This is a genomic window from Mesorhizobium sp. B1-1-7, assembly GCF_006442705.1.
GTDB classification, from domain to species: domain Bacteria; phylum Pseudomonadota; class Alphaproteobacteria; order Rhizobiales; family Rhizobiaceae; genus Mesorhizobium; species Mesorhizobium opportunistum.
In genome coordinates this window covers 78212-104877 of the sequence record NZ_VFWQ01000018.1, presented here as the reverse complement: position 1 = coordinate 104877, position 26666 = coordinate 78212, and the positions used below count along the sequence as shown (strand labels likewise).

General features: G+C 63.0%; 24 protein-coding genes. 18 read left to right on the top strand and 6 right to left on the bottom strand.

Annotation, left to right across the window (positions count from 1 at the left end):
• Positions 1–234: 234 nt before the first annotated feature.
• The 3 genes from hpaD to FJ978_RS26890 are packed head-to-tail and all read right to left on the bottom strand — an operon-like array spanning position 235 to position 3144.
• Positions 235–1215 carry a 3,4-dihydroxyphenylacetate 2,3-dioxygenase gene (hpaD, locus tag FJ978_RS26900; RefSeq protein WP_140575439.1) on the bottom strand — a complete coding sequence of 327 codons (981 nt, stop codon included), beginning with the start codon at positions 1213–1215 and terminating at the stop codon, positions 235–237.
• Positions 1216–1228: 13 nt separating this feature from the next.
• Positions 1229–2746, bottom strand: a complete 1518-nt coding sequence (hpaE, locus tag FJ978_RS26895) for a 5-carboxymethyl-2-hydroxymuconate semialdehyde dehydrogenase (RefSeq protein ID WP_140575437.1) — start codon at positions 2744–2746, stop codon at positions 1229–1231.
• An 11-nt stretch (positions 2747–2757) separates the two neighbouring features.
• Entirely contained in the window at positions 2758–3144 is a 387-nt protein-coding gene (locus FJ978_RS26890) for a 5-carboxymethyl-2-hydroxymuconate Delta-isomerase (RefSeq protein ID WP_140575434.1), read from the bottom strand.
• Positions 3145–3362: 218 nt separating this feature from the next.
• Between FJ978_RS26890 and hpaR the strand changes: the two genes are divergently transcribed.
• Positions 3363–3758, top strand: coding sequence for a homoprotocatechuate degradation operon regulator HpaR (gene hpaR / locus FJ978_RS26885; protein ID WP_224728766.1), 396 nt, complete (start codon positions 3363–3365; stop codon positions 3756–3758).
• Positions 3759–3761: 3 nt separating this feature from the next.
• Here hpaR and FJ978_RS26880 read toward each other — a convergent pair whose 3' ends face one another.
• Both FJ978_RS26880 and FJ978_RS26875 read right to left on the bottom strand, forming a co-directional pair.
• Positions 3762–4271, bottom strand: a complete 510-nt coding sequence (locus FJ978_RS26880; RefSeq protein ID WP_023682716.1) for a flavin reductase — start codon at positions 4269–4271, stop codon at positions 3762–3764.
• Between the two features lie 6 nt (positions 4272–4277).
• Positions 4278–5822 (bottom strand): 4-hydroxyphenylacetate 3-hydroxylase N-terminal domain-containing protein, encoded by a 1545-nt coding sequence (locus tag FJ978_RS26875; protein ID WP_140575431.1) that lies wholly within the window; start codon positions 5820–5822, stop codon positions 4278–4280.
• 92 nt (positions 5823–5914) lie between these two features.
• On the opposite strand from FJ978_RS26875, the gene FJ978_RS26870 reads away from it, so the two are divergent.
• The 9 genes from FJ978_RS26870 (at position 5915) to FJ978_RS26830 (ending at position 15790) form a co-directional block, all read left to right on the top strand.
• Positions 5915–6784, top strand: a complete 870-nt coding sequence (locus FJ978_RS26870; RefSeq protein ID WP_140575429.1) for a helix-turn-helix domain-containing protein — start codon at positions 5915–5917, stop codon at positions 6782–6784.
• 163 nt (positions 6785–6947) lie between these two features.
• Entirely contained in the window at positions 6948–7436 is a 489-nt protein-coding gene (locus tag FJ978_RS26865; RefSeq protein WP_140575426.1) for a hypothetical protein, read from the top strand.
• A 182-nt stretch (positions 7437–7618) separates the two neighbouring features.
• Positions 7619–8713: a transporter substrate-binding protein gene (locus tag FJ978_RS26860; RefSeq protein ID WP_140575424.1), complete on the top strand. Its 1095-nt coding sequence runs from the start codon at positions 7619–7621 to the stop codon at positions 8711–8713.
• The gene (locus FJ978_RS26855) at positions 8710–9342 is read left to right on the top strand and encodes an ANTAR domain-containing protein (protein WP_140575422.1); all 633 of its coding nucleotides are present in this window, start codon (positions 8710–8712) and stop codon (positions 9340–9342) included. The genes FJ978_RS26860 and FJ978_RS26855 overlap by 4 nt, the downstream gene beginning before the upstream one ends.
• On the top strand, positions 9320–10228 hold the full coding sequence (locus tag FJ978_RS26850; protein WP_140575419.1) for an ABC transporter permease: 909 nt from the start codon (positions 9320–9322) through the stop codon (positions 10226–10228). Before FJ978_RS26855 ends, FJ978_RS26850 begins: the two co-directional genes overlap by 23 nt.
• Positions 10229–10241: 13 nt before the next feature.
• Positions 10242–11162: an ABC transporter permease gene (locus FJ978_RS26845; protein WP_140575415.1), complete on the top strand. Its 921-nt coding sequence runs from the start codon at positions 10242–10244 to the stop codon at positions 11160–11162.
• A gap of 51 nt (positions 11163–11213) precedes the next feature.
• Positions 11214–12857 carry an ABC transporter substrate-binding protein gene (locus FJ978_RS26840; protein WP_140575412.1) on the top strand — a complete coding sequence of 548 codons (1644 nt, stop codon included), beginning with the start codon at positions 11214–11216 and terminating at the stop codon, positions 12855–12857.
• A complete protein-coding gene (locus tag FJ978_RS26835) occupies positions 12847–13791 on the top strand; it encodes an acetamidase/formamidase family protein (protein WP_140575409.1) in 945 nt (314 codons plus the stop codon). Before FJ978_RS26840 ends, FJ978_RS26835 begins: the two co-directional genes overlap by 11 nt.
• 211 nt (positions 13792–14002) lie before the next feature.
• Complete coding sequence (locus FJ978_RS26830) at positions 14003–15790, top strand: ABC transporter ATP-binding protein (protein ID WP_140575407.1); 1788 nt, start codon at positions 14003–14005, stop codon at positions 15788–15790.
• A 19-nt stretch (positions 15791–15809) separates the two neighbouring features.
• On the opposite strand, the gene FJ978_RS26825 is transcribed toward FJ978_RS26830, so the two are convergent.
• Entirely contained in the window at positions 15810–16574 is a 765-nt protein-coding gene (locus tag FJ978_RS26825; RefSeq protein ID WP_140575404.1) for a response regulator transcription factor, read from the bottom strand.
• Between the two features lie 415 nt (positions 16575–16989).
• Here FJ978_RS26825 and FJ978_RS26820 point away from each other — a divergent pair, with 415 nt between their 5' ends.
• The 8 genes from FJ978_RS26820 to FJ978_RS26785 all read left to right on the top strand — a co-directional run bounded on the left by FJ978_RS26820 (position 16990) and on the right by FJ978_RS26785 (position 26234).
• Positions 16990–18198, top strand: coding sequence for an ABC transporter substrate-binding protein (locus tag FJ978_RS26820; RefSeq protein ID WP_140575401.1), 1209 nt, complete (start codon positions 16990–16992; stop codon positions 18196–18198).
• 11 nt (positions 18199–18209) lie between these two features.
• Positions 18210–18989 carry an ABC transporter ATP-binding protein gene (locus FJ978_RS26815; RefSeq protein WP_140575399.1) on the top strand — a complete coding sequence of 260 codons (780 nt, stop codon included), beginning with the start codon at positions 18210–18212 and terminating at the stop codon, positions 18987–18989.
• A complete protein-coding gene (locus FJ978_RS26810) occupies positions 18982–19692 on the top strand; it encodes an ABC transporter ATP-binding protein (protein ID WP_140575396.1) in 711 nt (236 codons plus the stop codon). The genes FJ978_RS26815 and FJ978_RS26810 overlap by 8 nt, the downstream gene beginning before the upstream one ends.
• A gap of 7 nt (positions 19693–19699) precedes the next feature.
• Positions 19700–20587, top strand: coding sequence for a branched-chain amino acid ABC transporter permease (locus FJ978_RS26805; protein ID WP_140575393.1), 888 nt, complete (start codon positions 19700–19702; stop codon positions 20585–20587).
• Between the two features lie 21 nt (positions 20588–20608).
• Positions 20609–21583, top strand: coding sequence for a branched-chain amino acid ABC transporter permease (locus tag FJ978_RS26800; protein WP_140575390.1), 975 nt, complete (start codon positions 20609–20611; stop codon positions 21581–21583).
• 203 nt (positions 21584–21786) lie between these two features.
• Positions 21787–23358: a pilus assembly protein gene (locus FJ978_RS26795; protein WP_140575386.1), complete on the top strand. Its 1572-nt coding sequence runs from the start codon at positions 21787–21789 to the stop codon at positions 23356–23358.
• A 100-nt stretch (positions 23359–23458) separates the two neighbouring features.
• A complete protein-coding gene (locus FJ978_RS26790) occupies positions 23459–24169 on the top strand; it encodes a glycosyltransferase family 2 protein (protein ID WP_140575384.1) in 711 nt (236 codons plus the stop codon).
• Positions 24170–24197: 28 nt separating this feature from the next.
• On the top strand, positions 24198–26234 hold the full coding sequence (locus FJ978_RS26785; RefSeq protein ID WP_181176855.1) for a DUF2298 domain-containing protein: 2037 nt from the start codon (positions 24198–24200) through the stop codon (positions 26232–26234).
• Positions 26235–26666 lie beyond the last annotated feature (432 nt).

Below are 26666 nucleotides of genomic sequence, written 5' to 3'. Positions count from 1 at the left end.
TCCGGTGGTGGCGATGGATGTCTGCAGGGACAGAGTTCTACGGCGCCCCCCTCTGTCCTGCCGGACATCTCCCCCTCTTGGGGGGAGATTGGATTTTGTCTCTGCTTTCGCCAATTTCCAGCGTTGCAAGGAGGGCGTGGGCCGTGAAGCCAGCCAATCTCCCCCCTTGAGGGGGAGATGTCCGGCAGGACAGAGGGGGGCGACAAGGAATGCTGACATCAACTCAAAACCCGCCTACGGCGCGATGATCGGCGACGCCGTCAGATCCGGCTGGCGTGCCGCCGCGCCGGCGAAGGTGCTGCCCTCCTCGAACCAGCTTTTCGGGGCCGGTGCGCCCCACAGCGTCTGGCGCTGCGGGTCCTTGAGGTCCCACTTGATCGGCTCGAGGTCGGGATCGACCGTCTGGTAGTCCGAACAGTAGATCTCGATGCGGTGGTTGTCCGGGTCGCGGACATAGAGGAAGAACGCGTTGGATATGCCGTGGCGGCCGGGGCCGCGCTCGATGTTCGGCAGATAGCCGGTCGTCGCCATGAGGTCGAGCAGGTCGATGATGTTGAGCGGCGTCGGCACCCAGAAGGCGACATGATGCAGGCGCGGGCCGACGCCGTTGGTGAAGGCGATGTCGTGGACGCCGCCCTTGCGATGCGTCCAGGCCGCCCACAGCTTTCCGGTTGCCGCATCCTCGGTGTATTCGGTGACCCGAAAGCCGAGCTCGTTGTAGAAGCCGACGGACTCGTCGACATTGGGCGAGAAGCAGTTGAAGTGGTCGATGCGCAGCGGCTTGACGCCCTTGTAGAGCGCATATTTCTGGTGGATCGGCGGCAGCCTTTCCATCTGGGCATAGAACTCCAGCGGAATGCCGTGCGGGTCGCGGGTGCGGAAGGTGCGCGACTGGTAGGGCCGCTCGACCCATTCCACCGGCAGGCCCTTGCCCTTGAAGAAATGCACCGCCTTGTCGAGATCCTCGTCGGAAAAGACCTTGAAGCCGAGATCGCGCGCTTCCGGCGTCGTCGCCTTGCGAAGCACGATGCAATGATGGCCACGCTCCTCCATGGCGCGCAGGTAGATGGCGCCCGATGTCTCGTCGGTGACCTGCAGGCCGAGCGTGTCGACATAGAACGCGCGCGATCTGGCGAGGTCAGTGACGGCCAGCTCGACATGGCTGAGGCGCACGATGTTGAAGGCGGGATAGAGGTTGGGCTTGGGCAAGGGCATCTGATTTCCTCCGTCAGCCGCCGAGTTTCTGGATCGCGTGCGCTGAAGTGGCGAAGGCGATGTTCTTCGTCTCCATGTAGAAATCGAAGGAATGGTCACCGCCGTCGCGGCCGATGCCGGAGTTCTTGACGCCGCCGAACGGCGTCGGCAGATGCCGCACATTCTCCGAATTGACCCAGATCATGCCGGCGTCCAGCGCATCGGTGAAGCGGAAGGCGCGGGTCACGTCCGAGGTCCAGAGATAGCCGGTCAGGCCGTACTGCGTGTCGTTGGCGAGCGCCAGCGCCTCCGCCTCGTCCTTGAAGGCGATTGCCGTCAGCACCGGCCCGAAAATCTCCTCCTGGGCGATGCGCATTGTGTTGGTGGCGCCGGTAAACAGCGTCGGGCTGACATAGCAGCCGCCACCCGGTCCGGCGAACTTGCCGCCGCCGGCGGCGACCACCGCGCCCTCCGATTTGCCGATCTCGATATAGGACAGCACCTTTTCCTCGTGCACCGGATGGATCAGCGGTCCGACAACGGTCTTGGGGTCGAGCGGATGGCCTATTGTGATGCGCTTTGCCTTTTCCGCCACCAGATCGGTGAACTTGTCGTACACGGAAGCTTCGACCAGCAGTCGTGACGACGAGGTGCAGCGCTCGCCGTTGAGCGAGTAGATCATGAACACCGCCGCATCCGCGGCACGTTCGAGATCGGCGTCGGCGAACACGATCACCGGGTTCTTGCCGCCAAGTTCGAAATGCACGCGCTTCAGCGTGTCGGCGCCCTGTTTCATGATCATCGAGCCGGTGCGGCTTTCGCCGACGAAGCCGATCGCCTTGATGTCGGGATGCTCGGTCAGCGCCTTGCCGGCATGCTCGCCGAGGCCATTGACCAGGTTCCACACACCCTTCGGCAAGCCGGCCTCCTCGGCAATCTCGACCAGCAGCCGTGCGGTCAGCGGCGAAAACTCAGCCGGCTTATGAACGACGGTGCAGCCGGCGGCCAGCGCCGGCGCGATCTTCCAGGTCGACAGCATGAACGGCGTGTTCCACGGCGTGATAACGCCGACCGGACCGATCGGCACGCGCGTGGTGATGTTGACCTGGCCTGTCGTCCGCAGCGTCTCGCCGTCACGCGCTTCCGGCGCACGATCGGCGAAGAAGCGGAAGTTCTCCGCGCCGCGCAACGCCGCCTTGGCCATGAACTTCAGCGCCTGGCCGGTATCCATGCATTCGACGAAGGCGATCTCTTCGGCCCGTGCCTCGATGGCGTCGGCGATTTTGTGCAGCAGCTTCTTGCGCGCTTCGCCGGGCATGGCGGCCCAGGCCGGGAACGCCGCCTTAGCCGCCTTGGCGGCGCGGTCGATATCGGCGGCGCCCCCGCGTGCGACCTTGGCCAGCGGCTTCAAATCGACCGGCGACATGGTCTCGAAGGTCGAGCCGTCGGCGGCCGGCACCGCCTCGCCGCCGATCTGGTTCAGCACGCCGTCGCGCTTGAAGCGGGCCAGATAGGCTTCGGCCTTTTTCAGATTGCCTTCGAGATCGGACATATCAGCTTCCGTCACTTGCCGCGCAGCCGCGGGTGGATTGCGTTTTTCTTCCAGCTCAGCACTGGGTAGATTTCCCTGATCTCCAGCGACAAGGCGAAATGCGGCGTCTCGAACAGCGCTGCCAGATATTCGCTTACGGCCGCGAAGATGGCTTCTCCTGTCCGTTTCTTGTCCTCGGCGCTCCGGCCGGTCCCGATGCGAAACGACATGTCGAGGAAGGCGTTTTCCGGCAGCCTGTCGGCAATGGCATACGCGTCGGCGCGAAAGGCCCGCACCCTCACGGCGCCGGTCTCGAACAGCCCGGTGTCCAGCACCGTGCGCAACACCAGCGCGCACAATTCGCCCATATCGACCTTGGCATCGAGATTGGCCGAATACTCGATGGAGAAGTGAGGCACCGCGTCTCGTTCCCTGCAACATTGCTTTGTTATAATTAACGCGTTAATTACATGCGATCCCGCCGAAGTCAAGTCTTGCATCGGGCTTGGCACGACGATACGGGATGACGGTGACGGCGCTGAGGGCCAGCGCTGCTGGGCAAAGCCCGCCACCGATCGCGAGCCAGCGTTGGAGAGAATTTCACTTGCTGCCGGAAAATACTCGTCGCTCCCTGCCGATGGCATTGCTTCACGCCCGTGAAGTGGTGATGGCGCGGTTTCGTCCCATGCTTGCCGCCCATGACGTGACCGAACAGCAATGGCGCGTGCTGCGCGTGCTGAGCGAAGCCGGCCCGGTCGAGGCGACGGAGCTGGCCGACCGCGCCTCGGTGCTGCCGCCCAGCCTGACACGCATCATCAAGGCGCTCGAGGGACGCAAATTCATCACCCGCAACAAGGCCGAAGGCGACGGCCGCCGCGTCGTCCTGACCATCGCCCCGGCGGGTTCCGCCCTGATCGATGCCCTCTCGCCCGAGCGCCGCGTCATTTACGACGACATCGAACGCCGCTTTGGCCATGAGCGGCTGGAGCAACTGCTCGATCTCCTGGAAACCCTGATCGACGGCGAGAGCTGAGGCTCACCCGCCAAAACTGCCCAACCGCGTCGGCTGCGTGTAATTCCGGTCGACATAGAGCAGCGCCGAGCCGCCGCTGCCGTGCCTGACGTCGATGACGCGGCCGATCATGACATTGTGCGTGCCGACGATATGCACGTCCTCGATCTCGCAATCGAAATTGACGATCGCGTCCGATAGCGCCGGCGTGCCCGACGTCAGCGTCTGCCAGCGCGCCGCCGAATAGCGCGCTTCCATGTCCCGGGTCGCGCCGGCGAACTTTCCCGCCAGATGCATATGGTCATGCGTCAGCACGTTGACGCAGAAGCGCCGGTTGGCGAGGAACATGGCGGCCTGCGCCGAACGTCCGTTCATGCACACCAGCAGCGTCGGCGGCTCGTCGGAGACGCTGCACATGGCGGTGGCGGTGAAGCCGCCGCGCCCCGCCGGGCCATCGGTGGTGACGATGTTGACCGGAGCGCAGACCCTTGCCATGGCGTCGCGGAAATCGGCCTTCGAAATCTGCGTGGCCATCGGCGTTCACCCGGCCGAGGCGGGAAGCGGATTGAGCCAGGTATCGCCCGTCCAGCCATTCTCGTCATAGTCGGCCATGCAGGTGTCGACCAGTTCCTCCATCGCCTTCAGCCGGCCGCCGCGTTCGGCGCCCTTCAGCACCTGCAGCCGCACCTCTTCCGGCGCGCCGGCATAGTTCAGCTCATAGAGCGCGTGGCGGCCGCCGAATTCGGTGCCGGTCGCGTCCCACAGCAGCTTCATGATCTTGATGCGCTCGACATGGCCCATGTCGTTGGAGCCGCGCACATACTGCGCCAGATATTTGTCGATCTCGGGATTGTTGAAGTCGCGCACCGACGACGGTAGGTAGATCAGCCCGGACGCGATCACCCGGCGCACGGTGTCGATGACGCGCGGATAGGCTTCCGACATGAAGGTGCGGTAGGCCAATGCGGCTTCCAGATTGGGCAGCACCGCGCCATTCGCCCACGGGATGGGGTTGTAAGCCATCGCGTTGGAAAAGCTCCAGAACATGTGCCGGAGCGCGATCACCTCGCCCAGTGCCGCCTGGTTGCCGCGGAAAGCATCGCCGCCGGTGGCGCGCAGCGCCTTGGCCAGCAGGCCGGCGAGGAAGTCGAGCTTGACGGCAAAGCGCGTGCAGCCCTGGAAGCAATAGCCGTGCATGAAGCCCGACGCCGGATGGAACGACAGGATCTTCTGCGCGTCACGCAGCACCAGAACGTCCTCCCAGGGGATGAAGACATTGTCGAGCACCAGGATCGCGTCGTTCTCGTCGAAGCGCGACGACAGCGGATAGTCGAACGGTGCCGCCACCGTGTTGGCCGTCTGTTCATAGGAGACGCGGCAGAACATCTTTATGCCCGGCGCGTTCATCGGCACGATGAACATCACCGACAGCGATGGATCCTCGGTGACGGTCGCCGAGCTCTGCGCCAGGAAATTGTAGTGCGTCAGTGCCGAGGACGTCGCCACCACCTTGGCGCCGGAGACGTAGATGCCGGCATCGGTCTCCTTGGTGATGTGGACGAAAACGTCCTTCACCTGCTCTGCCGGCTTGTGGCGGTCGATCGGCGGGTTGACGATGGCGTGGTTCATGAACAGCACGGCTTCCTGGGCTCTGCTGTGCCAGGCGAGCGCATTGGCCTTGAACGGTCCGTACCAGTCGGCATTGGCGCCGAGCGTGTTCATCAGCGCCGCCTTGTAGTCGGGCGTGCGGCCCATCCAGCCATAGGACATGCGCGACCACTCGGCGATCGCCGTCTGTTGGGCGACGAGTTCGCCGGAGGATTTGGCGACACGGAAATATTTGTGGGTGTAGCCGCCCGATCCGGTGTCGGTGGCCGAGGTCAGCGTCTCGCGCCGCCTGGGGTCATGCAGCGCGTCGTAGAGGCATGCCAGCGACCGCGCCGAATTGCGCATCGCCGGATGCGTGGTGACGTCGGCGATGCGTTCACCGTTGATAAAGACCTCACGGCCGTCGCGCAGGCTCTCCAGATATTCGGCGCCCGTGAACGGGCGCGCTCTGTCGGCACGGAAATCTTCTGACCGCATGATGTTCCTCCACTTGGTATGCGATCCTAGCGTCGGGGCCGAGGATCAGCTATGGACGGAACCGCAAAACCGATTGGACTTTTTCCGGCGCCATGAGCCAGAACTCCATCCCCGATTTCTTCGTCTATGGCGAGCCCGTGCGGCCGCTCGATGTCGGTTTCCTGCATGTCGAGACAGTGCTTGCGCGCAGCAATATCCATCTCGGCCAGGTCGCCGCGCACAAGCATCCGCAGATGGGCCAGATCACCTACTGGACCAGCGGCTCCGGCACCTATCGCATCGAGGACCAATCCTGGGACTTTTCGGCGCCAGCCGTCAGCTTCGTGCCGAGCAATGTCGTGCATGGCTTCTCGATCGGCCCCGGCACCGACGCGATCGTCGTTTCAGTCGCCGACGATGCGCTCGCGGCAATAGAAGCGCACAGCCTGCTGCCGCTGGACAGGCCGGTCTTCGCCGACGGCCTGCCGCAGCACGCCGCCTGGAAACGGCTGGCGGCGGTGCTGGACATGATTGCCGCCGAATACACCGAAGCGCAGGCCGGCAACGACAAGACCTTGCCGTCGCTGATCGCCGTCGCGCTCTCCCATATCGCGCGTCTCGGCCCCGAGGTGAAGGACGCCGCAGGCTCATCCGAAGCCTCGCTGGCGCAGGGCCTGCGCCGTCTCGTCGATGCCCATTTCCGCGACAACTGGCCGGTTGACCGCTACGTCGAAGCGCTGGCCACGACGCCGCATCTTCTCGACAAGGCCAGCCGCGCGGTGCTGGGCAGCGGCGTCAAGCGCGTGGTCGGCGAGCGGCGGCTGCTGGAGGCCAAGCGGCTGCTTCTGTTCACCGTCCGCACCGTCGAGAGCATCGCCTACGAGATCGGCTTCGACGATCCGGCCTACTTCTCACGCTTCTTCCGCGAACGGGTCGGCGAAGCGCCTGCCGCCTGGCGGCGGCGGCAGTTGCAGGGGCATTGATTTGGTGCGGCGCCACGTCTCGTGACGCGCAATCCTTGATGTTGCAGCCTCGGCCACTTTTTCGTGAAGCTGCACGGGTTGATCCGCTCGCCTGCTTGCCTAGGTAGAGGGAGCGGCCGGGTGCCACGCAAAATCCCACAACAGGGCAAATCCGAAAATCGGTATGACATTTTCCTGTATTAGAAAGCTTGCCCTTCCTGTTCTTGTCGTCGGCGTCCAGTCCTCCTGCGTCATTCCAGACGATACATCGCGCATCGCCAAGGTTGACCCCACGACGGCGGCGGCTCGCAAGGAGATGGTCGGCCTCAGCGAAGCCGATGTTCGAATGTGCGCGGGCTTTCCGACCGCCACCGCGGACGCCGGTCACTCTGGCCAGATCTGGACCTACAAGCGCGTCGTTCAGCGCGGCAATCTCAGCATTGTCGTCCCAACCCTGGCGCTAGGTGCGATCCCGACGGTCGGCGGCTCCGTCAATGTCGCTCCCGGCGGCTATTGCGACACGCAAATACGCATGGTCGACGGCCGCGTCGCCGAAGTCGCCTATGCCGGCGACAACAATTTGCCGAACAGTCGCGATGCGCTCTGTGTCAGCACGGTGGACGCCTGTGTGTCCTATGCCCGCCAACACAGCCAAAGAGCGACAGCCAGATAGCCGTCACGGCCGATTGGCGAGCCGTGGCGTTGCGTGTCGACGCCGGTAAGGGCTTGACTGACCCGCCGGACGGAATACGCTAAGGCGAAATACCGGCCCTGATCGCCGGGCGGCAAACATGCCTCGTATGCCTCGCCCTTCCGGGCGCAGGCTGCGGGGCATTGTCATTTCTGGGGTCCTGTTTGAAACGGCGCATCGAGATCGGCATCCTTTATTCCCGTTCGGGGAGCTACCAACTCGTCTCCGATGCGTGCCGCATGGGCGCCATGCGCGCCATAGCCGACATCAATGCGGATCGCGGCCATGGTATCGAGCTGGTGCCGATCGAGCGCGATCCGCAAAGCAACGCGGATCGCTACGCGACGCTCTGCGAGGACATCTTCAAGACCAGCAGCGCCCGCCATGTCGTCGGCTGCGTCACCTCCTGGAGCCGCAAGGAGACGATCCCGGTGCTCGAGAAGGCGGGCGGCATGCTCTGGTACGCCTGCCCCTATGAAGGGTTCGAGGCCAACGAGCATGTCGTCTACATGCACGCTTGCCCCAACCAGCATTTGGTGCCGCTGATGGCCCATGTCGCGCCGCGCTTCGGCGCCAACGGCTTCCTGCTCGGCTCGAACTACATCTGGGGCTGGGAGATGAACCGCGTCGCTCGCGACCTGATCGCGGATGCCGGCGGCAAGGTGCTGGGCGAGCGCTATCTGCGCATCGGCGAGACCGACGTGTCGCGCCTGATCGCGGAAATCCGGGCGACGCGGCCGAGCTTCATCCTCAACAACCTGATCGGCACCTCATCCTACGCCTTCCTGGCCGCCTATCGCGACTTGGGCAGGGACGATTCCGCCTTCAGTCCGGAAACCTGCCCCGTCATCTCCTGCAACCTCACCGAGGGCGAGCTGCCGGCGATCGGCGAATCCGGTAAGGGGCATCTGTCGGTCGGGCCCTATTTCGCGCCACGGCCGGCCGCCTTCGCCTCGTCTTTCGAGGCCTCCGCCTATGCCTCCGTGCAGGTGATGGCCGACGTGCTCTCGCGCGATCCCGACGCCGGTCCGGCGGAATTTTCCAAGGCCTTCGCAGAACGCCGCTTCTCCACCCGGCTCGGGCCGATTGCCATCGACGCCCATTCCCAGCACGCGACACTGCCGGTGATCATCGGGCGGATCGCCGATGGCTTCTTCGAGGTCGTCAGCCGCGAGGACGAGGTCGCGCCGGACCCCTATCTGTCGCGCTACGACCCGGCAAAAACATTCGGCCGACCGCGCCTGAGGGTGGTGTCGTGACGAGAATCCCCCGCATCCCCAATCTCGGCGGCGCCAGGGCCTTCATCCTGCATCGCCCGCATCCGACGGTGCAGGCGATCACCAGGCAGTTGTCGGCCATCGGCCTGGTCACGCTGGACTGCTGGCCCGAACCGCCGCCCGAAGTGCTGGCCGCCGATTTCGTCTTCTTCGACGCCGATCTCGGCTTCGACGAGCAATTCCCGTGGAAACCGGGCGAAGCGCCGATGCCGCTGGTGGCGCTGATCGGTTCCGAGGCGCCAGGCCGCATCGAATGGGCTTTGTCGCACAAGGCGGACGCGCAGCTCTTGAAGCCGGTCGGCAATGCCGGCGTCTACAGCGCGCTGCTGATCGCCCGCCAGAGTTTCGAGGCGCGCAAACACCTGGCCAGCGAGATCGCCTCGCTTCGCCAGCGTGTCGCCGAGCGCCAGACCATCGTGCGCGCGGTGGCGGCGCTGTCGAAAGGCACCGACGACGAGCGCGCCTATGCGCAGCTGCGTTCCCTGGCGATGAGCTGGCAGATCAGCGTCGAGGATGCCGCACGCCGCATCGTGGCGATGACAAGTGCCGAAGCAACGGGTGAGGAAGCAACAGGCGAGGAAGGCGGCGATGACCAGTCCCATCGCGCCTGATCTTGCGGCCCTGTCGCGCATGCCGGCCAAGCCGCGTCCCGGCGTCTGGCGCCGGCTGGTCAAACGCCGCCTGGCGCTGCTCGGCCTGGTCATCGTCGCCATCGTCGTCGCCGGCGCGGTGCTGGCGCCATGGCTGACCGGCTACGATCCCAACGAACAGATGTTCGACGGCCTGACCATCGAAGGCTCGCCCCTGCCGCCGGATGCCAAATTCTGGCTCGGCACCGACCTGCTCGGCCGCGATTTGTTGACCCGCATGCTCTACGGCGCCCGCACCTCGCTGATCATCGGCATCGTCGCCAATGGCGTGGCGCTGTTGATCGGCACTTTTGTCGGTGTCACCGCGGGCTATTTCCGCGGCTGGATCGGCGGCGGGCTGATGCGCTTCACCGACCTGATGATGGCCTTTCCGGCGCTGCTGCTCGCCATTTGCCTGGCGGCGGTATTCCAGCCGAGCCTGTGGATCGTCGCCATGGTCATCGCGCTGGTCAACTGGGTGCAGACCGCGCGCGTCATCTACACCGAAACCTCATCGCTCGCCGAGCGCGAGTTCATCGATGCCGAGCGCACCATCGGCGCCGGCGCGCCGCGCATCCTGTTCCGCCACATCCTGCCGCATCTGCTGCCGACCATTATCGTCTGGGGCACGCTCGGCATCTCCACCACCGTGCTGCTCGAGGCGACGCTCTCCTTCCTCGGCATCGGCGTCCAGCCGCCGACCGCCTCCTGGGGCAACATCATTTTCGAGAACCAGACCTATTTCCAGGCGGCGCCCTGGCTGGTGTTCTTCCCCGGTGCGGCGATCCTGGCGCTGGCGCTCGCCTTCAACCTGATCGGTGACGCGCTGCGCGACATCCTCGATCCGACGCAAAGAGGCCGGGAATAATGGGGGGCCGGGCATGATCGCCTATCTCGGCCGCCGCCTGATCCAGTCGCTGCTCATCCTGCTCGGCGTCTCGCTGATCACCTTCGCACTGCTCTATCTCCTGCCGGCCGATCCGGTGCGCCAGATCGCCGGCCGCAGCGCCACGCCGCAGACGGTCGAGAACATCCGCCAGCAGCTCGGCCTCGACCAGCCCTTCGTCGTCCAGTACTGGCGCTATCTCACGAAGCTCGCCAGCGGCGATCTCGGCCGTTCCTACATCCAGCGCTCCGAGGTCACCGAGCTGATCGTCTCGCGGCTGCCGGCGAGCCTGCTTTTGATGGTCGGCGCCATCCTGTGCGAGCTGCTGATCGGGCTCTCCATGGGCCTGATCGCCGCCGTCAAGCGCGGCACCGCCGCCGACCAGACCTTGATGGTCGCTTCCTTCGTCGGCGTCTCGGCGCCGCAATTCGTCGTCGGGCTTTTGCTGCTCTACGTCTTTGCCGTGCGGCTAAGCTGGTTTCCGATCGGCGGCTACGGCACCTGGCGCCATCTCGTGCTGCCGTCGCTGACCATGGGCATCCTCGGCGCCGGCTGGTACGCCCGCATGATGCGCTCTTCGATGATCGACGTGCTGCGCCAGGATTATGTGCGCACCGCGCGTGCCAAGGGCCTGGCCCGCAGCGCCATCATCTTCCGCCATGCACTGCCCAACGCCATCCTGCCGGTCATCGCCATGATCGGCATCGACATCGGCATCTTCATGGGCGGCATCGTCGTCGTCGAAAGCGTGTTCGGCTGGCCCGGCATCGGCCAATTGGCATGGCAGGCCATCCAGCGCGTCGACATCCCGATCATCATGGGCGTCACGCTGGTGTCGGCCTTCGCCATCGTGCTCGGCAACCTCCTGGCCGACATCATCGCGCCCTTCATCGACCCCCGCATCAAGCTCAGATGACCATCAAGCTCGGATGAAAATGAAAACCGAACAGAGAAAGGGAACATAACAATGAAAAAGTTTCTCGCATCCACGGTAGCGGCGTCGGCCTTGGCGCTGATGCTCGGCATGACCAGCGTCCGCGCCGAGGACGCTGTCGATCCCAACGCCAAGCAGGGCGGCGCCATCACCATCACCTACAAGGACGACGTCGCCACCCTCGATCCGGCGATCGGCTACGACTGGCAGAACTGGTCGATGATCAAGAGCCTGTTCGACGGGCTGATGGACTATGAGCCCGGCACCACCAACCTCAAGCCCGACCTGGCCGAGAGCTACGAGATTTCGCCCGACGGCAAGACCTTCACCTTCAAGCTGCGCCACGGCGTGAAATTCCACAATGGCCGCGAGATGACGGCCGACGACGTGAAATATTCGCTCGACCGCGTCACCAATCCGAAGACGCAGAGCCCGGGCGCCGGCTTCTTCGGCTCGATCAAGGGCTATGACGATGTCGCGGCCGGCAAGGCGACAAGTCTCTCCGGTATCACCGTGGTCGATCCCTATACCGTCAAGTTCGAGCTGACCCGGCCCGACGCCACCTTCCTGCATGTCATGGCCATCAACTTCTCGCATGTCGTGCCGAAGGAAGAGGTCGAGAAATACGGCGCCGATTTCGGCAAGCATCCGGTCGGCACCGGCGCCTTCAAGCTGGCCGAATGGACGCTCGGCCAGCGCATCGTCTTCGAACGCAATGCGGATTATTGGCACAAGGGCCTGCCGCATCTGGACAAGATCACCTTCGAGATCGGCCAGGAGCCGATCGTGGCGTTGCTGCGCCTGCAGAAGGGCGAGATCGACGTGCCCGGCGACGGCATTCCGCCGGCCAAGTTCCAGGAGGTGATGGCCGATCCCGAGCAGAAGGCCCGCGTCGTCGAAGGCGGCCAGCTGCACACCGGCTATATCACCATGAACACCACCATGGCGCCGTTCGACAATGTGAAGGTGCGCCAGGCCGTCAACATGGCGATCAACAAGGCGCGCATCATCCAGATCATCAACGGCCGCGCCGTGCCGGCCAACCAGCCGCTGCCGCCGTCGATGCCGGGCTACGACAAGGAATACAAGGGCTATCCCTATGACGTCGCCAAGGCCAAGGCGCTGCTTGCCGAGGCCGGCCATCCCGACGGGTTCGAGACGCAGCTGTTCGCGATGAACACCGATCCCAACCCGCGCATCGCCCAGGCGATCCAGCAGGACCTGGCGGCGATCGGCATCAAGGCCGGCATCCAGTCGCTGGCGCAGGCCAATGTCATCGCCGCCGGCGGCGATAAGGCAGGCGCGCCGATGATCTGGTCCGGCGGCATGGCCTGGATCGCCGACTTCCCGGATCCCTCCAACTTCTACGGCCCGATCCTCGGCTGTGCCGGCGCCGTGCCGGGTGGCTGGAACTGGTCGTGGTATTGCAACAAGGACCTCGACGCCAAGGCGGCCGAGGCCGACTCGGTGGTCGATCCCGCCAAGGCTGCCGAGCGCGATAAGATGTGGAGCGCCATCTACGACAAGGTGATGGAGGACGCACCCTGGGCGCCGGTCTTCAACGAGCAGCGCTTCACCATGAAATCAGCCCGCATGGGCGGCGCCGACAACCTCTATGTCGACCCGGTCCATATCCCGATCAACTACGACAATGTGTATGTAAAAGATGTGCAATAACTGCGACTACACCATCCACGGGCGCCATCATCATTTCGGCTGGGACAATTCCTTTGTCCCGGCCGAGCGGGTGGCGCCCGGCTCGACCATCGAGTTCCAGTGCCTTGATGCCGGCGGCGGTCAGTTGCAGGCCGACAGCACGGTGGCCGACGTGGCCAGGATGGACTTCGCCAGGGTCAACCCGGTCACCGGTCCGATCTTCGTCGAGGGAGCCGAACCGGGCGACGCGCTGAAGGTGACGATCGAGCTGTTCAAACCGTCCGGCTTCGGCTGGACGGCCAACATTCCGGGTTTCGGCCTGCTCGCCGACGACTTCAAGGAGCCGGCGCTCAACATCTGGAAATACGATGCCGCCTCGCTGGAGCCGGCGCTGTTCGGCAAGAACGCCCGTGTGCCGCTGAAGCCGTTCGCCGGCACCATCGGCAACGCGCCTGCCGAGAAAGGCTTGCACTCGGTGGTGCCGCCACGGCGCGTCGGCGGCAATCTCGATATCCGCGACCTCGCCGCCGGCACCACGCTCTATCTGCCGGTGGAGGTGGCGGGCGCGCTGTTCTCGGTCGGCGACACGCATGCCGCGCAAGGCGACGGCGAGGTCTGCGGCACTGCGATCGAAAGCCCGATGGATGTCGTGCTCAAGCTCGACCTGGTCAAGGACGCCAGGCTGAAGACGCCGCGCTTCACCACGCCGGGCCCGGTGACGCGCCATCTCGACGCCAAGGGCTATGAGGTGACGACCGGAATTGGGCCGGACCTGATGGCGGGTGCCAGGGAGGCGGTCGCCCAGATGGTCGACCTGCTCGCCGGCCGCTACAGAATAGACCCCGTCGAGGCCTACATGCTGGCCTCCGTCTGCGGCGATCTCCGCATCAGCGAGATCGTCGACATGCCGAACTGGGTGGTATCGTTCTACTTCCCGCGCTGCGTGTTTGAATGACGCTACGTCGGCGCCAAGGCACCCCCCTCTGTCCTGCCGGACATCTCCCCCGCAAGGGGGGAGATTGGCGGTTTGACCGCTGCGCCTCTTCTCAAGCGGTGGTGATTGGCGAAAGCCGGAGTGATCATCGATCTCCCCCCTTGCGGGGGAGATGGCCGGCAGGCCAGAGGGGGGTGTGCCGGAGTAAACTCCTCCCCGGGCTACACTCCCAATGACCTCAAACCCCGAAATAATCCTCGACATCGCCAATCTCTCGGTCAGCGTGCGCGGCGAGGATGGCGAGCGCGACGTCGTCTCCAACCTGTCGCTGACGCTTTCGCGGGGCGAGACGCTGTGCATTGCCGGCGAATCCGGCTCCGGCAAATCGATGACCGCGCTGGCGATCATGCAGCTTTTGCCACAGCCTGCCGCGCGCATAGCGTCAGGCAAAATCCGGCTTCGTGGAGGGGATATGGGCGACACCGATCTTGCAACCCTCGACGAGCGCCAGATGCGCCGCATTCGTGGCGACCGCATCGCCATGATTTTCCAGGAGCCGATGACCTCGCTCAACCCGGTGCTGTCGATCGGCCGGCAGCTCACCGAATCCATCGAGGCGCACACCAGCCTGTCGCAGGCCGAGGCCCGCCAGCGCGCCGTCGAGGCGCTGAAGGCGGTGCGCATTTCGGAAGCCGAAAGCCGGCTAAAGCAATTTCCGCACGAGCTCTCCGGCGGCATGCGGCAGCGGGTGATGATCGCCATGGCGCTGGCGCTCGAGCCCGACGTGCTTATCGCCGACGAGCCGACGACGGCACTCGACGTCACCGTGCAGGGCGAGGTGCTGGAACTGCTGCGCGACCTGCAGCGACAGCATGGCACCAGCGTCATCCTGATCACCCACGACATGGGCGTGGTCGCCGAAATGGCCGACCGCGTCATCATCATGCGGCATGGCCGCATGGTCGAGGAGGGCAAGACATCGGACATCTTCGCCCGCCCGCAAGCCGACTACACGCGCGAGCTGCTCGCCGCCGTGCCGCGCATCGGCAGCGGTATCGGCCGCCAACAATCCAGGGATGTCGAGGTGGCGAAGCCGGCCGACGTCGCTGTGGTCAACGACCTGCATGTCCGCTTCGATTTGCGCGGTGGGTTCTTCGGCCAGGTCACCCGTCGCGTTCATGCCGTCGAGGGCGTCAGCTTCTCGATCGCGCCCAACGAGACGCTGGCGCTGGTCGGCGAATCCGGCTGCGGCAAGTCGACCACCGCCAAGGCGCTGGCCGGGCTGGTGCCGTACAGCGGCGACATCGTCATTGGCGGGCGCAATCTGTCGGGCTTAGGCCGCGACGAGCGCAAGGCGGTGCGCCGCGACGTGCAGATGATCTTCCAGGATCCCTTCGCCTCGCTCGATCCGCGCATGCGTGTCGGCGACCTCGTCGCCGAGCCCCTTGTCATCCACGGCATCGCTACGAAGGAAGAGCGCCTGGACCGGGTGGCGGCGCTGTTCGCGCGCGTCGGCCTGTCATCAGACCAGATGGAGCTCTATCCGCATGAATTCTCGGGCGGCCAGCGCCAGCGTGTCTGCATTGCCAGGGCGCTCGCCTTGCGACCGAAACTGATCATCGCCGACGAAAGCGTGTCGGCGCTCGACGTCTCGGTGCAGGCGCGCGTGCTCGATTTGTTGAAGGAATTGCAGCGCGAATTCGGCGTCGCCTATCTCTTCATCTCGCACGACATGGCGGTGGTCGAGAACATCTCCGACCGCGTCGCCGTCATGTATCTCGGCCAGATCGTCGAGATGGGCACGCGCGACCAGGTCTTCTCCAACCCGCGCCACCCCTATACGAAACGCCTGATCGAAGCCGTGCCGGTGCCCGACCCGGCGCAGCGCAGAAGCCGCTTCGCCCGCCTCGACCAGGAAATCCCGAGCGCGACCCGCAAGATCGGCGAGGCGCCACGAAAACTGATCCTGAGCGATGTCGGTGGCGGACATCTTGTTGCCGCCGGAAGTTCGGATCGGTGAGTGAAATTGTCGTCGCCGGTCAATTCTTGACGAGACCCTCATAAGGCGGCGTATTCAGGATATAGGCCACCTCTGTCCGGTTCCGGGCGCGAAGTTTTTTCATGATATTGCGAACATGCACCTTGACCGTGCTCTCGCACATGTTGAGTTCATAGGCGATGATCTTGTTCGCTTTCCCGCGACGCAGCGCTTCGATGACCGAAATCTGGCGCGACGTGAAAAAATTGTCTTCTTGCGCCTGCGATTTGGTGGCCTGGTGGCCGTCCCTGGCGTTTTTCGCCGATTGGAAAAGCACACTTGGCGGGATGAAAATTCCCCCTGCCGCGACGAGATGAATTGCCTTGGCTGCGATTTGCAGGCTGACGCTCGTCGGAACATAGCCGCATGCGCCATTGTCGATCGCTTTGTGAACATCGTCGAAATTTTCGATATCGGCCAGGATGATGGTGCTCACCCAGGGTCTGGTAGCCTTGAGGTGGGCGATCCGGGCAAGATGGTGGTCTGCCTCGGAGTTTGACCACACGGCGCACATCAGCACCGTCGAGATCCGTTGGGTCTCCTCCAGGTCTGCCGCGTCGAAGGTTTCGATGCTCGAGAAGTGCTGGAAACGAAATGCCGGTTCGATTTCCGCAAGGCCTCTTGCCAGGCAGTCGCACATCAGCGATCGATCATCGATAATCGCGATCTCGATATCCGCCGCAATGAAGGCGGGTGGGCTGTCAGGATCGATATCAAAAGCACACAGGCTTGCCTGGGCCGCCTCAAATGTTTGAATTGCTGTCATAGCTGCTCCTCTTGCCCCCTCGCTCGCATCTGGGGCGTGGCTACTGCTCCACGGTTCTCAACTCCGCCTCAGTAATCCGTGGATTCGAGCCAGATGTATGTGAAGCACAGCACACGACGGAGTGAAGCCGATCTCGGCAACGGCCATCGCGTCGTCGCCGAGGACTGAGGCGTTTGCCGATCCGGCGGCGGACACCCATGGCCGACCGGGGCTCCGGCAAACTGCCAGGCGGTTCACACGGTTGTGTTCCATCTCCGGCGCGCTCATGGGTGGCTTTTTGCCACCGAAGTGCGCCGCTTCGGACATGAAATCGGCAACGGCCCCTTGCCGATCATCCCATTTTCCTCATGTTTATTGCTTTGAAGATGATCGATCGTAGGGGGCGGCCGGATTCATCGTAATGGGAGGAAATACCATGAAGGCATGCTATTTCGTTTCTGCCGCATTTCTCGCCGCATCGGCGATCCCGGCCTCGGCCGCCGAAATTTCCGATGGCAAGGTCAAGATCGGCATCCTTAACGACCAGTCCGGCGTCTATGCCGATTTCGGCGGCAAGTGGTCGGTCGAGGCCGCCAAGATGGCGGTCGAGGATTTCGGCGGCAAGGTGCAAGGCGCGCCGATCGAGATCATCAGCGCCGATCACCAGAACAAGCCGGACATCGCCTCCAACATCGCGCGGCAGTGGTATGACACCGAACAGGTCGATGCCATCATGGAGCTGACGACCTCTTCGGTCGCTCTCGCCGTCCAGGGCATTTCCAAGGAAAAGAAGAAGATCGACATCGTCACCGGCGCGGCGACCACCGAACTCACCGGCAAGCAGTGCTCGCCCTACGGTTTCCACTGGGCCTACGACACCCATTCGCAGGCGGTGGGAACCGGCGGCTCTCTGGTGCAGCAGGGCGGCGACAGCTGGTTCTTCGTCACCGTCGACTATGCCTTCGGCTATTCGCTCAAGGAGCAGACCGCCAAGTTCGTCGAAGCCCATGGCGGCAAGGTGTTGGGCGAAGTGCGCTATCCCCTGGGGGCGACCGACTATTCATCCTTCCTGCTGCAGGCGCAGTCTTCGGGCGCCAAGGTGGTCGGACTGGCGAATGCCGGCCTCGACACCTCCAATTCCATCAAGCAGGCGGCCGAATTCGGCATCGTCCAGGGCGGCCAGCGCCTTGCGGCCCTTCTGTTCACGCTGGCCGAGGTGCATGGGCTGGGTCTCCAGGCCGCGCAGGGCGTCGTGCTGACCGAGGGCTACTACTGGGATCGCGACGACAAGAGCCGCGCGTTCGGGCAGCGCTTCTTCAAGCGCACCAACCGCATGCCGAACATGATCCAGGCCGCGACCTACTCGGCGGTGACGCAGTATCTGAAGGCGATCGACAAGGCCGGCACCGACGAGACCGAGGCCGTCGCCAAGCAATTGCATTCGCTGCCGGTGGACGACGCCGTGATGACCAATGGCAAGGTGCAGGCGGACGGCAACATGGTTCATGACATGTATCTCTACCAGGTCAAGGCGCCCAGCGAGAGCAGCAAGGACTGGGACTATTACAAATACCTCGCCACCATCCCCGGCAAGGAGGCCTTCCTGAGCGAGAAGGAAAGCGGCTGTCCAACGGCGGCCCAGTGATCGGCGCGGCCATGGCGCCGCCCGACCCCAACGGAAACGAGCCGCCTGTCGTGCTTTCCGCTCGCGGGCTGCGGCGCGATTTCGCCGGCTTCGTCGCCGTCAAGAACGTCGACCTCGATGTCCGCTATGGCAACATCCACGCCCTGATCGGACCCAACGGCGCCGGCAAGACCACCGTTTTCAACCTGCTGACCAAGTTCCTGGCGCCGACCAGCGGCAGGATCGAACTGCTCGGCCACGACATCACCCGCACCTCGCCGGCGAGAGTGGCGCGGATGGGGCTGGTGCGCTCGTTCCAGATATCGGCGATCTTTCCGCATCTCAGCGTGCTCGACAACGTGCGCGTCGCGCTGCAGCGACCGGGTGGGCTTGGCGTCCAGTTCTGGCGCTCGCTGGCGGCACTCGACCGGTTGACGCCGCGTGCGATGGAGCTGTTGCGCTCCGTCGGTCTCGACGATGCCAGGAACAGGCTGGCCGGCGATCTCTCCTATGGCAGGAAACGCGTGCTCGAGATCGCCACGACGCTGGCGCTCGATCCGAAGGTGCTGCTGCTGGACGAGCCGATGGCCGGCATGGGGCATGAGGACGTGGCCACGGTTTCCGACCTCATCCGTTCGGTGGCGGGCGACCGCGCGGTGCTGATGGTCGAGCACAATCTGACGGTCGTGGCCGATCTCTGCGACTGGATAACCGTCATGCAGCGCGGCGAGGTGCTTGCGGCCGGCGACTACGCCACCGTCAGCCGCGACGAGCGGGTGAAGGTCGCCTATATGGGCACCGCCGATGACTAGTGCCGCACCCCTGCTTGCGGTCCGCGGCCTCAACGCCTGGTACGGCGAGGGCCATGCGCTGCACGGCGTCGATCTGGAAGTGTTTGCCGGCGAGACGGTCACGCTGCTCGGCCGCAACGGCGTCGGCAAGACGACGACGCTGCGCGCCATCATGGGGCTGATCCGCAAGCGAACCGGCAAGGTCGTTTTCGACGGCGCGGACCTGATGCGGCTGCCGCTCCACAAGACCGCGCATCAGGGCATCGGCTTCGTGCCGGAGGAGCGTGGCATCTTCGCCACGCTGACGGTCGACGAGAACCTGGTGCTGCCGCCGGTCGTTGCCAAGGGCGGCATGAGCGTCGAGGAGATATTCGATCTCTTCCCCAATCTGAAGGAGCGGCGCAACAGCCCCGGCACGCGGCTGTCGGGCGGCGAACAGCAGATGCTGGCGATCGCGCGCATGCTGCGAACCGGCGTGAAGATGCTGCTTCTCGACGAGCCGACCGAGGGCCTTGCTCCCGTCATCGTGCAGCGCATCGGCGAGCTGCTGGCGACGCTGAAAAAGCGCGGCATGACGATCCTGCTGGTCGAGCAGAATTTCCGCTTCGCCAGCCGTGTCGCGGATCGTTTCTATCTGATGGAGCACGGCAAGGTCGTCGCCGGGTTCCCGACCGGCGAGCTGGCGAACCGCATGAGCCTGCTCCACGACGTTCTGGGTGTATGAGGACGCCATGACGATGATCTTCGGAATTCCCGTCCAGGCATTCCTCGGCCAATTGCTGGTCGGGCTGATCAACGGCTCCTTCTACGCCATGCTGAGCCTGGGGCTGGCTGTCATTTTCGGCCTGCTGCGCGTCATCAATTTCGCCCATGGCGCCCAGTACATGCTGGGCGCCTTCGTCGGCTATCTGCTGCTCACCTATCTCGGCATCGGCTACTGGCCGGCGCTGGTCCTTGCACCGCTTATCGTCGGCGTCTTCGGCGTCGTCGTCGAGCGCCTGGCGCTGTCGCGGCTTTACGACACCGATCCGCTCTACGGCCTGCTCTTCACCTTCGGCCTCGCGCTCGTGCTCGAAGGCGTATTCCGCTACTATTACGGCGTGTCGGGAAATGCCTACGCCGTGCCGCCGCTGCTTTCGGGAGGCACCAATCTCGGTTTCATGTTCCTGCCCAATTATCGCGGCTGGGTGGTCGTCGCCTCGCTGATCGTCTGTTTCGGAACCTGGGCGCTGATCGAGAAGACCAGGCTCGGTTCCTATCTGCGCGCGGCAACCGAGAATCCCCGTCTCGTCCAGGCCTTCGGCGTCAACGTGCCGCTGCTGCTGACCCTCACCTATGGCCTCGGCTCCGCCCTTGCCGGGCTTGCCGGAATTCTGGCGGCGCCGATCTATCAGGTGAGCCCGCTGATGGGGTCGGATCTCATCATCGTCGTCTTCGCTGTGGTCGTGGTCGGCGGCATGGGATCGATCCTCGGCGCGATCGTCACCGGCTACATGCTTGGCCTTGCCGAAGGGCTGACCAAGGTCTTCTACCCCGAGGCCTCCAACCTCGTGGTCTTCGTCATCATGGCGATCGTGCTTCTGGTCCGGCCGGCCGGCCTGTTCGGAAAGGACGCCTGACATGCGGAAGGGACATCCGAGATGGCCGAACTGACGCTTCGCGAGACATCGGCCGGAAAAACCCCGGCATGGCTCGAATGGACGCTGGTTGGGCTCGGCATACTGGGGCTGCTGGTGGCGCCCTTCCTCGTCTACCCGGTTTTCCTGATGAAGATGCTCTGCTTCGCGCTGTTTGCCTGCGCGTTCAATCTGCTGCTCGGCTACACCGGCCTGCTGTCGTTTGGCCACGCCACCTTCTTTGGCGGCGCCGCCTACTTTACCGCCCATGCCGTCAAGGTCTGGGGCTGGCCGCCGGAGGCGGGCATCCTGCTCGGCATGACAGGCGCCGCGCTGCTTGGCCTCGTCATGGGGTTCTTCGCCATTCGAAGGCAAGGCATCTATTTCGCCATGATCACGCTGGCGCTGTCGCAGATGTTCTTCTTCTTCTGCGTGCAGGCGCCCTTCACCGAAGGTGAGGACGGCATTCAGGGCGTGCCGCGTGGCGTGCTGCTCGGCGTCCTCGACCTGAACGTCTCGCTGAATATGTACTATTTCGTGCTGGCGGTATTCCTGGTCGGCGTCTTCGCCGTCTGGCGCATCGTCAATTCGCCCTTTGGCATGATCCTGCGCTCGATCCGCGAAAACGAGGGCCGCGCCATCTCGCTGGGCTATTCCGTCGCCAGCTACAAACTCGCCGCTTTCGTCATGTCTGCGGCGCTGGCCGGGCTGGCGGGCTCCCTCAAGGCCATCGTCTTCCAGTTCGCCACGCTTACCGACGTCACCTGGCAGATGTCGGGCGAGGTGATCCTGATGACGCTTCTGGGCGGCATCGGCACGATGGTTGGGCCGGTCATCGGCGCCAGCCTTGTGGTCGGACTGGAAAACACGCTTGCCACCTCCGGCTTCCCGGTGACCATCGCCACCGGGCTGATCTTCATGGTCTGCGTGCTGATTTTTCGGCGTGGTATTGTGGGAGAGCTCTATGCGCGGGGGCTCGGGCGGACCGGGAAGGGCTGAAGGGCACCAGATCGACCGCGCGCGATTGAACGGTCCGAGCAGCTGCGCTCGCCACGGCACATCCGTCCATTCCGCGTCGAAAAGACGTTCGGTCTCCTCAGAACTTAATTTACCAAGTCTATCGTCACATGCGCGAGTGCTGATAAATCAACCGCCCGTAAACCAACACTCGATCATATGCCGTATCAGTCGAGGGGCGGGTCATGGTCATCAATAAGTTCTGGCGGTCGGAAAGCGGCAATTTCGCGTTGCTGTTTGCGTTGGCGGCGCCTGCGATCCTGGCGGCCGTCGGTTTTGCAGCGGACGTATCCAGCGTCATGCGAGCAAAGGTCAACCTGCAGAACTCTTTGGACGCCGCGACCCTATCCTCGTCGCACCTGTCGGACGACGAAGCGGCCCGCAGACTTGCATTTGATGGCTATTTCCAGGCCAACGTCGCAAATCACCCGGAACTCACCAACGCGAAATTGACCCTGTCGGTCGACAAGGGTTTCAACTACGTCAAGACCAAGGCCATCGCTTCCGCGGACGTGAAACTCTATTTTGCTTTCCTGTTCGGCGACAACCAGCACATCGAAGTGGATGCCGGTGGTGTAGAAGCGACGAACAACCTCGAAGTCGTGCTCGTGCTGGACAATACGGGCTCCATGGCCGGTGCCAAAATCAAGGCTCTCAGGGACGCTACCAAGGTACTTCTTGATAATCTGGATGGAGCAAAGTCACCTGATCGGAAGGTGACCGCCGCGATTGTGCCCTTCGTTACCGCTGTCAACGTAAATGGCGACAAATTTGACCCGTCATGGATCGACATGGCAGGCAAATCGCCCAACAACGGCGCGAATTTTCCCCTGCTGCCCGACGGCAAGCGTGTAAATCACATGGACCTGTTCAGGGACCTGGCACAGGGAACCGGTTGGCAAGGGACGGGATGGAAGGGCTGCGTCGAGGCGCGCCCTGGAAGCGCTGCCATTTCTGACGTAGCGCCGGATCAAGCTGACGCCAACACCTTGTTCGTGCCCTATTTCGCTCCAGATGACCCCGGTGATGCAACCGGTCCATCGTCGAGCTATGGCAACGACGCCAAGGTCTACAACAACTCCTATCTTTCCGATGACGTTCAGGACGGCACGGACACCAAGGGAAAAGATAAAAAGATCGCCAAGTATGAAAACCCCAAGGCGAAAAAGATCAACGACAAATATGCCCCTCTGACAGTCGGCCCCAACCGGGCCTGCCCGACTCCGGTCGTGCCGCTGACCGCTGACCTGGACAAGTTGCGGACGGCTGCTGCCCAGATGCAAGAGTGGAACGGGTCTGGCACCAATGTCTCCGAAGGGCTCTCCTGGGGCATGCGGGTGCTTTCACCGGCCCCGCCGTACACCGACGGCGCGCCCTGGAAGACTCCGAATACGAGCAAAATCGTCGTTCTGCTCACCGACGGCGAGAATGTCGTTTACGGAGCGAGCGCCGAACCGGAAAAGTCGGACTACACTTCCTATGGCTACCTTTCGTCTGGCCGGTTCGGGACGAGTAACCAGACAGACGCCGCACGCTCCGTGGATAGATGGACGCTCGACGTTTGCGATAAATTGAAGGCGCAGCAGGTTCAGATCTACACCATTACCCTGCAATCCGACACGGCCGCGAACCGGACACTTTACGGCAAATGCGCGACAAATCCGGCTGACTACTATGCTGTCAACGATCCCAGCAAATTGCCGAATGTATTCCAAACCATCGCTGGAAAGTTCACGACACTCCAGCTGGTTGATTAGTCCACCCCAAGGAAGGGGCGTTGCGATTGCGGGACAAAGGGCAATTGCCGCTCAAGGCTAACACAGTGTAGTGGTGGGACAGAACTGGTCCCCACAAAACATGCCCGCCCTCTCGGTCGTTCTTCCCGCCTACAACGAGCAAAGTAACCTCGCCGACGCCGTCGACGAGGTTCTGAAGCACGTGGCGTCTGTCGTGCCCGATCTGGAAATCATCGTCGTCAACGACGGGAGCACTGATCAAACCCAGACGATCCTGGCAGCTTTGGCGTCTCGGCACCCGGAGGTTGTTGCTGTGCACCAAGCCAACGCCGGTCATGGCCAAGCCCTGAGTAATGGCGTGAGAAAGGCAACCGGAGGCTACCTTCTCCTGCTCGACAGCGATCGACAGGTGTCGCTGGAGGATTTCGCAGTGCACTGGCGGATGATGGCGGATTGCGACGTGCTCCTTGGATGCCGATGGCCGCGAGCAGATCCGCTGCATCGCATGATCGTATCGAACTCGTTGCGGTTGCTGCTGGCTGCCAAGTTCGGATTGGCTGCGAAGGATGCGAATGCCCCTTATAAGCTTCTCGGACGTCAGGTTTGGCACGAGGCTTTCGATAGGATGCGCACCGGATCCGTTATTCCGTCGGCATTGTTGGCCGCTCGTGCGCTGCAGCGAACTGATATTCGTGTCCTGCAAGTGAGTGTAGCGTACCGCGACCGTCCCCATGGGCCGTCCTCGTTGAACTTGAGGCGCCTTGCGAGCCTCTGTGCCAAAGCCGTCGCTGACATTTTCTTTTTCCGAACCAGCTCACGCGGCCATGCTTGATCCAGCGAGCTTGGAATCCCTTGTCGCAATGTGGCTCGCCATTTTGGTCACCGGTTTACTCGCTGTGCCGATTACAGGGCGACTTTTTCCCGGCGAGACAGCAACGCACTACTTCACGGGCAAGATTCTCGGTTGGTTGATCTGCACGTACATGGCCTGGCTCCTCAGCGCTTTCAAGCTGATCTCGTTTGAGCGCTCCGGCGTCGTTGTCGGCCTGGCTTCCTTGGCGACAATTTCCGCTCTCTGTTCCCTTGGGAGCAAGACGATGCCAAGGCTACGCGACGTCCTGCGATGGGAGATGGTTTTCTTTCTTGTTTATTTTGCCGGCGTCACACTGCGTGCAGAGAATCCCGATATCAGGAACCTGGAAAAGTTCATGGACTTCGGCTTCGTCAACGCCGCATTGCGAGCCGACTATATGCCTCCGCCCGACCCATGGTGGGCGGGCGAGCCGATCAATTACTACTACTTCGGCCATGTCGCGGCAGCCTGGCTGACAAAACTTTCCGGGGTACCATCCGACCACGGCTACAACCTCATGATCGGCGTGCTCTTCGCCTTCACTGCAATCATGGCGTTTTGCATCGTTCGGGACGGGCTGCGGCCGGCCAAGCCGGCAATCTCCATGGCACTAGCTGTTTCCGCAGCAGCGCTTGTCACCCTTGGGGGAAACTTCCACAGCGTTCTTTATGGTCCACTCCGCGGGCTCTCCCCGACGACACTAGGCAGGGAATTTCGCTTCCCCGATTCGACGCGTTATGTGGGTTTCGACCCTCCAACGACCGATAAGGTGTTTACGGAAATGCCCGCCTACGGTTTTACCGTGGGCGACCTGCATGCGCATTTGCTGAACCTGCCTGCCGGCTTGCTTATTCTCTTGATACTTTTTCGCCTTGTCGGGCGACGCCTCGCTGACCGATCCTCTGCAGGTGCCAGTCCAGCCGAGATATTGGCTCTCGGTTTCCTGTTCGCGGTCAGCGCCATGACAAATAGTTGGGACGCGGTCTCATATGGCATGCTGATGGGGCTCGCTGGTTTGTTCATATGGCTGCAGCCGAGCCAGATCGACGCAAAAAGTTTGACCTGGTTGGTGTTGCGAGGCGTCGCGGTGATTGCCATTGCTTGCCTATTGGCAAGTCCCTTTCTCGCCGCCTTCAAGCCGTTCGCCTCCAACCTTAGGCTCGCCAAAGCACATACACCGATTTGGCAACTCGCGATCGTCTACGGCCACGTGGCCGTCCCCTGCCTGGTACTTCTGACCGGGCTATTCCTTTGGGCGCGTGATGATGCGGCTTGGAAAAGTGCCGCAATGTTGGCCGCCCTGGCGTTGCTGCTGGTCGCCTTGCCTGAGCTAGTCTACGTCGAGGACATTTATGGCGGCGAATATGTTCGCGCAAACACCATGTTCAAGTTCAGCTTCGCCGCCCAACCAGTGGCGATGCTGGCAAGCGTGCTTTTGATCGGACTTCTGCTGAGCAGGGGTGGCCTCAAGATGGGGGCCTTGGCAGCGGTCCTGGCCATTCCGCTATTCGCGACATTGTCCTACTTCTGGGCTACCCATGCTGGTATCGGCAAGGCTCTAGCCTCAAATGCGCTGACACTGGACGGCCTTGGCTCCATATATCGAGATCGTGCCGCCGATCGGCCATTGCTGGATTGGCTGAGAGCTCAGGGAGCCGGTCAGCGGATCCTGCTTGTTGAAGCTTCGGGCGATAGCTACACCGACGCTGGCAGGCTCTCGGCTATGAGTGGTGTGCCCACTGTTATGGGTTGGCAAAATCACGAATGGCTCTGGCGCGGCGACTATGGTGCGACGGTCATTCGAGCCGAGGACGTTGCAAGCTTCTACTCGTCGAAAACGCCCGCCAATGCCTGCAGAATCTTGACAAAATACGGTATCACTCACATCGCCATCGGCACGGTGGAACGGGAGAAATATGCAGCATTAGATGAAAGCCTCTTTCGAGGGCTGGGAACTGTCATTGTTAATAGCGGACCTTCGATCCTGGTTCGTTTCGACGCATCAACCTGCTCAAATGGGAAGTCGACGGACAGGATGGACTGAGAATTAATGGTACATTGCGATAGGATGGGGCGGTGCTATCATCACCGCCGATATTTGGGGACGCCACGTGAAACGCACCTATGCCCGGCCCACGCTAGCTAAGTCACATATTTTGCCGCACCATTTGGCGGCGGCAACTGCTTTGTCACGTTCCCATGGAACGACGCCTCCAAGCCTGACTCCAACTCCAGCTCCGACATCAACACCGACGCCAACACCAACACCAACGCCGACGCCGACACCAACTCCAACTCCAACTCCGACACCGACACCAACTCCGACACCGACGCCAACGCCAACGCTGACACCAACTCCGACACCGACGCCGCCACCATAGGTTGCGGCTCGATCTATCCCCTGGCCATCACTAGCTTTGATCGCTGTTCACAGTCTCAACAGTGGAGGTCGGCTTTGAGTTCAAGACGTGGCGGC

Bases quoted from the DNA above. Each gene is read 5' to 3' on its own strand.
- hpaD (WP_140575439.1), bottom strand. From the start codon at position 1,215: ATGCCCTTGCCCAAGCCCAACCTCTATCCCGCCTTCAACATCGTGCGC.
- hpaE (WP_140575437.1), bottom strand. From the start codon at position 2,746: ATGTCCGATCTCGAAGGCAATCTGAAAAAGGCCGAAGCCTATCTGGCC.
- hpaR (WP_224728766.1), top strand. From the start codon at position 3,363: ATGGCATTGCTTCACGCCCGTGAAGTGGTGATGGCGCGGTTTCGTCCC.
- FJ978_RS26880 (WP_023682716.1), bottom strand. From the start codon at position 4,271: ATGGCCACGCAGATTTCGAAGGCCGATTTCCGCGACGCCATGGCAAGG.
- FJ978_RS26875 (WP_140575431.1), bottom strand. From the start codon at position 5,822: ATGCGGTCAGAAGATTTCCGTGCCGACAGAGCGCGCCCGTTCACGGGC.
- FJ978_RS26870 (WP_140575429.1), top strand. From the start codon at position 5,915: ATGAGCCAGAACTCCATCCCCGATTTCTTCGTCTATGGCGAGCCCGTG.
- FJ978_RS26865 (WP_140575426.1), top strand. From the start codon at position 6,948: ATGACATTTTCCTGTATTAGAAAGCTTGCCCTTCCTGTTCTTGTCGTC.
- FJ978_RS26850 (WP_140575419.1), top strand. From the start codon at position 9,320: ATGACCAGTCCCATCGCGCCTGATCTTGCGGCCCTGTCGCGCATGCCG.
- FJ978_RS26845 (WP_140575415.1), top strand. From the start codon at position 10,242: ATGATCGCCTATCTCGGCCGCCGCCTGATCCAGTCGCTGCTCATCCTG.
- FJ978_RS26840 (WP_140575412.1), top strand. From the start codon at position 11,214: ATGAAAAAGTTTCTCGCATCCACGGTAGCGGCGTCGGCCTTGGCGCTG.
- FJ978_RS26835 (WP_140575409.1), top strand. From the start codon at position 12,847: ATGTGCAATAACTGCGACTACACCATCCACGGGCGCCATCATCATTTC.
- FJ978_RS26830 (WP_140575407.1), top strand. From the start codon at position 14,003: ATGACCTCAAACCCCGAAATAATCCTCGACATCGCCAATCTCTCGGTC.
- FJ978_RS26825 (WP_140575404.1), bottom strand. From the start codon at position 16,574: ATGACAGCAATTCAAACATTTGAGGCGGCCCAGGCAAGCCTGTGTGCT.
- FJ978_RS26820 (WP_140575401.1), top strand. From the start codon at position 16,990: ATGAAGGCATGCTATTTCGTTTCTGCCGCATTTCTCGCCGCATCGGCG.
- FJ978_RS26815 (WP_140575399.1), top strand. From the start codon at position 18,210: ATGGCGCCGCCCGACCCCAACGGAAACGAGCCGCCTGTCGTGCTTTCC.
- FJ978_RS26810 (WP_140575396.1), top strand. From the start codon at position 18,982: ATGACTAGTGCCGCACCCCTGCTTGCGGTCCGCGGCCTCAACGCCTGG.
- FJ978_RS26805 (WP_140575393.1), top strand. From the start codon at position 19,700: ATGACGATGATCTTCGGAATTCCCGTCCAGGCATTCCTCGGCCAATTG.
- FJ978_RS26800 (WP_140575390.1), top strand. From the start codon at position 20,609: ATGGCCGAACTGACGCTTCGCGAGACATCGGCCGGAAAAACCCCGGCA.
- FJ978_RS26795 (WP_140575386.1), top strand. From the start codon at position 21,787: ATGGTCATCAATAAGTTCTGGCGGTCGGAAAGCGGCAATTTCGCGTTG.
- FJ978_RS26790 (WP_140575384.1), top strand. From the start codon at position 23,459: ATGCCCGCCCTCTCGGTCGTTCTTCCCGCCTACAACGAGCAAAGTAAC.
- FJ978_RS26785 (WP_181176855.1), top strand. From the start codon at position 24,198: ATGTGGCTCGCCATTTTGGTCACCGGTTTACTCGCTGTGCCGATTACA.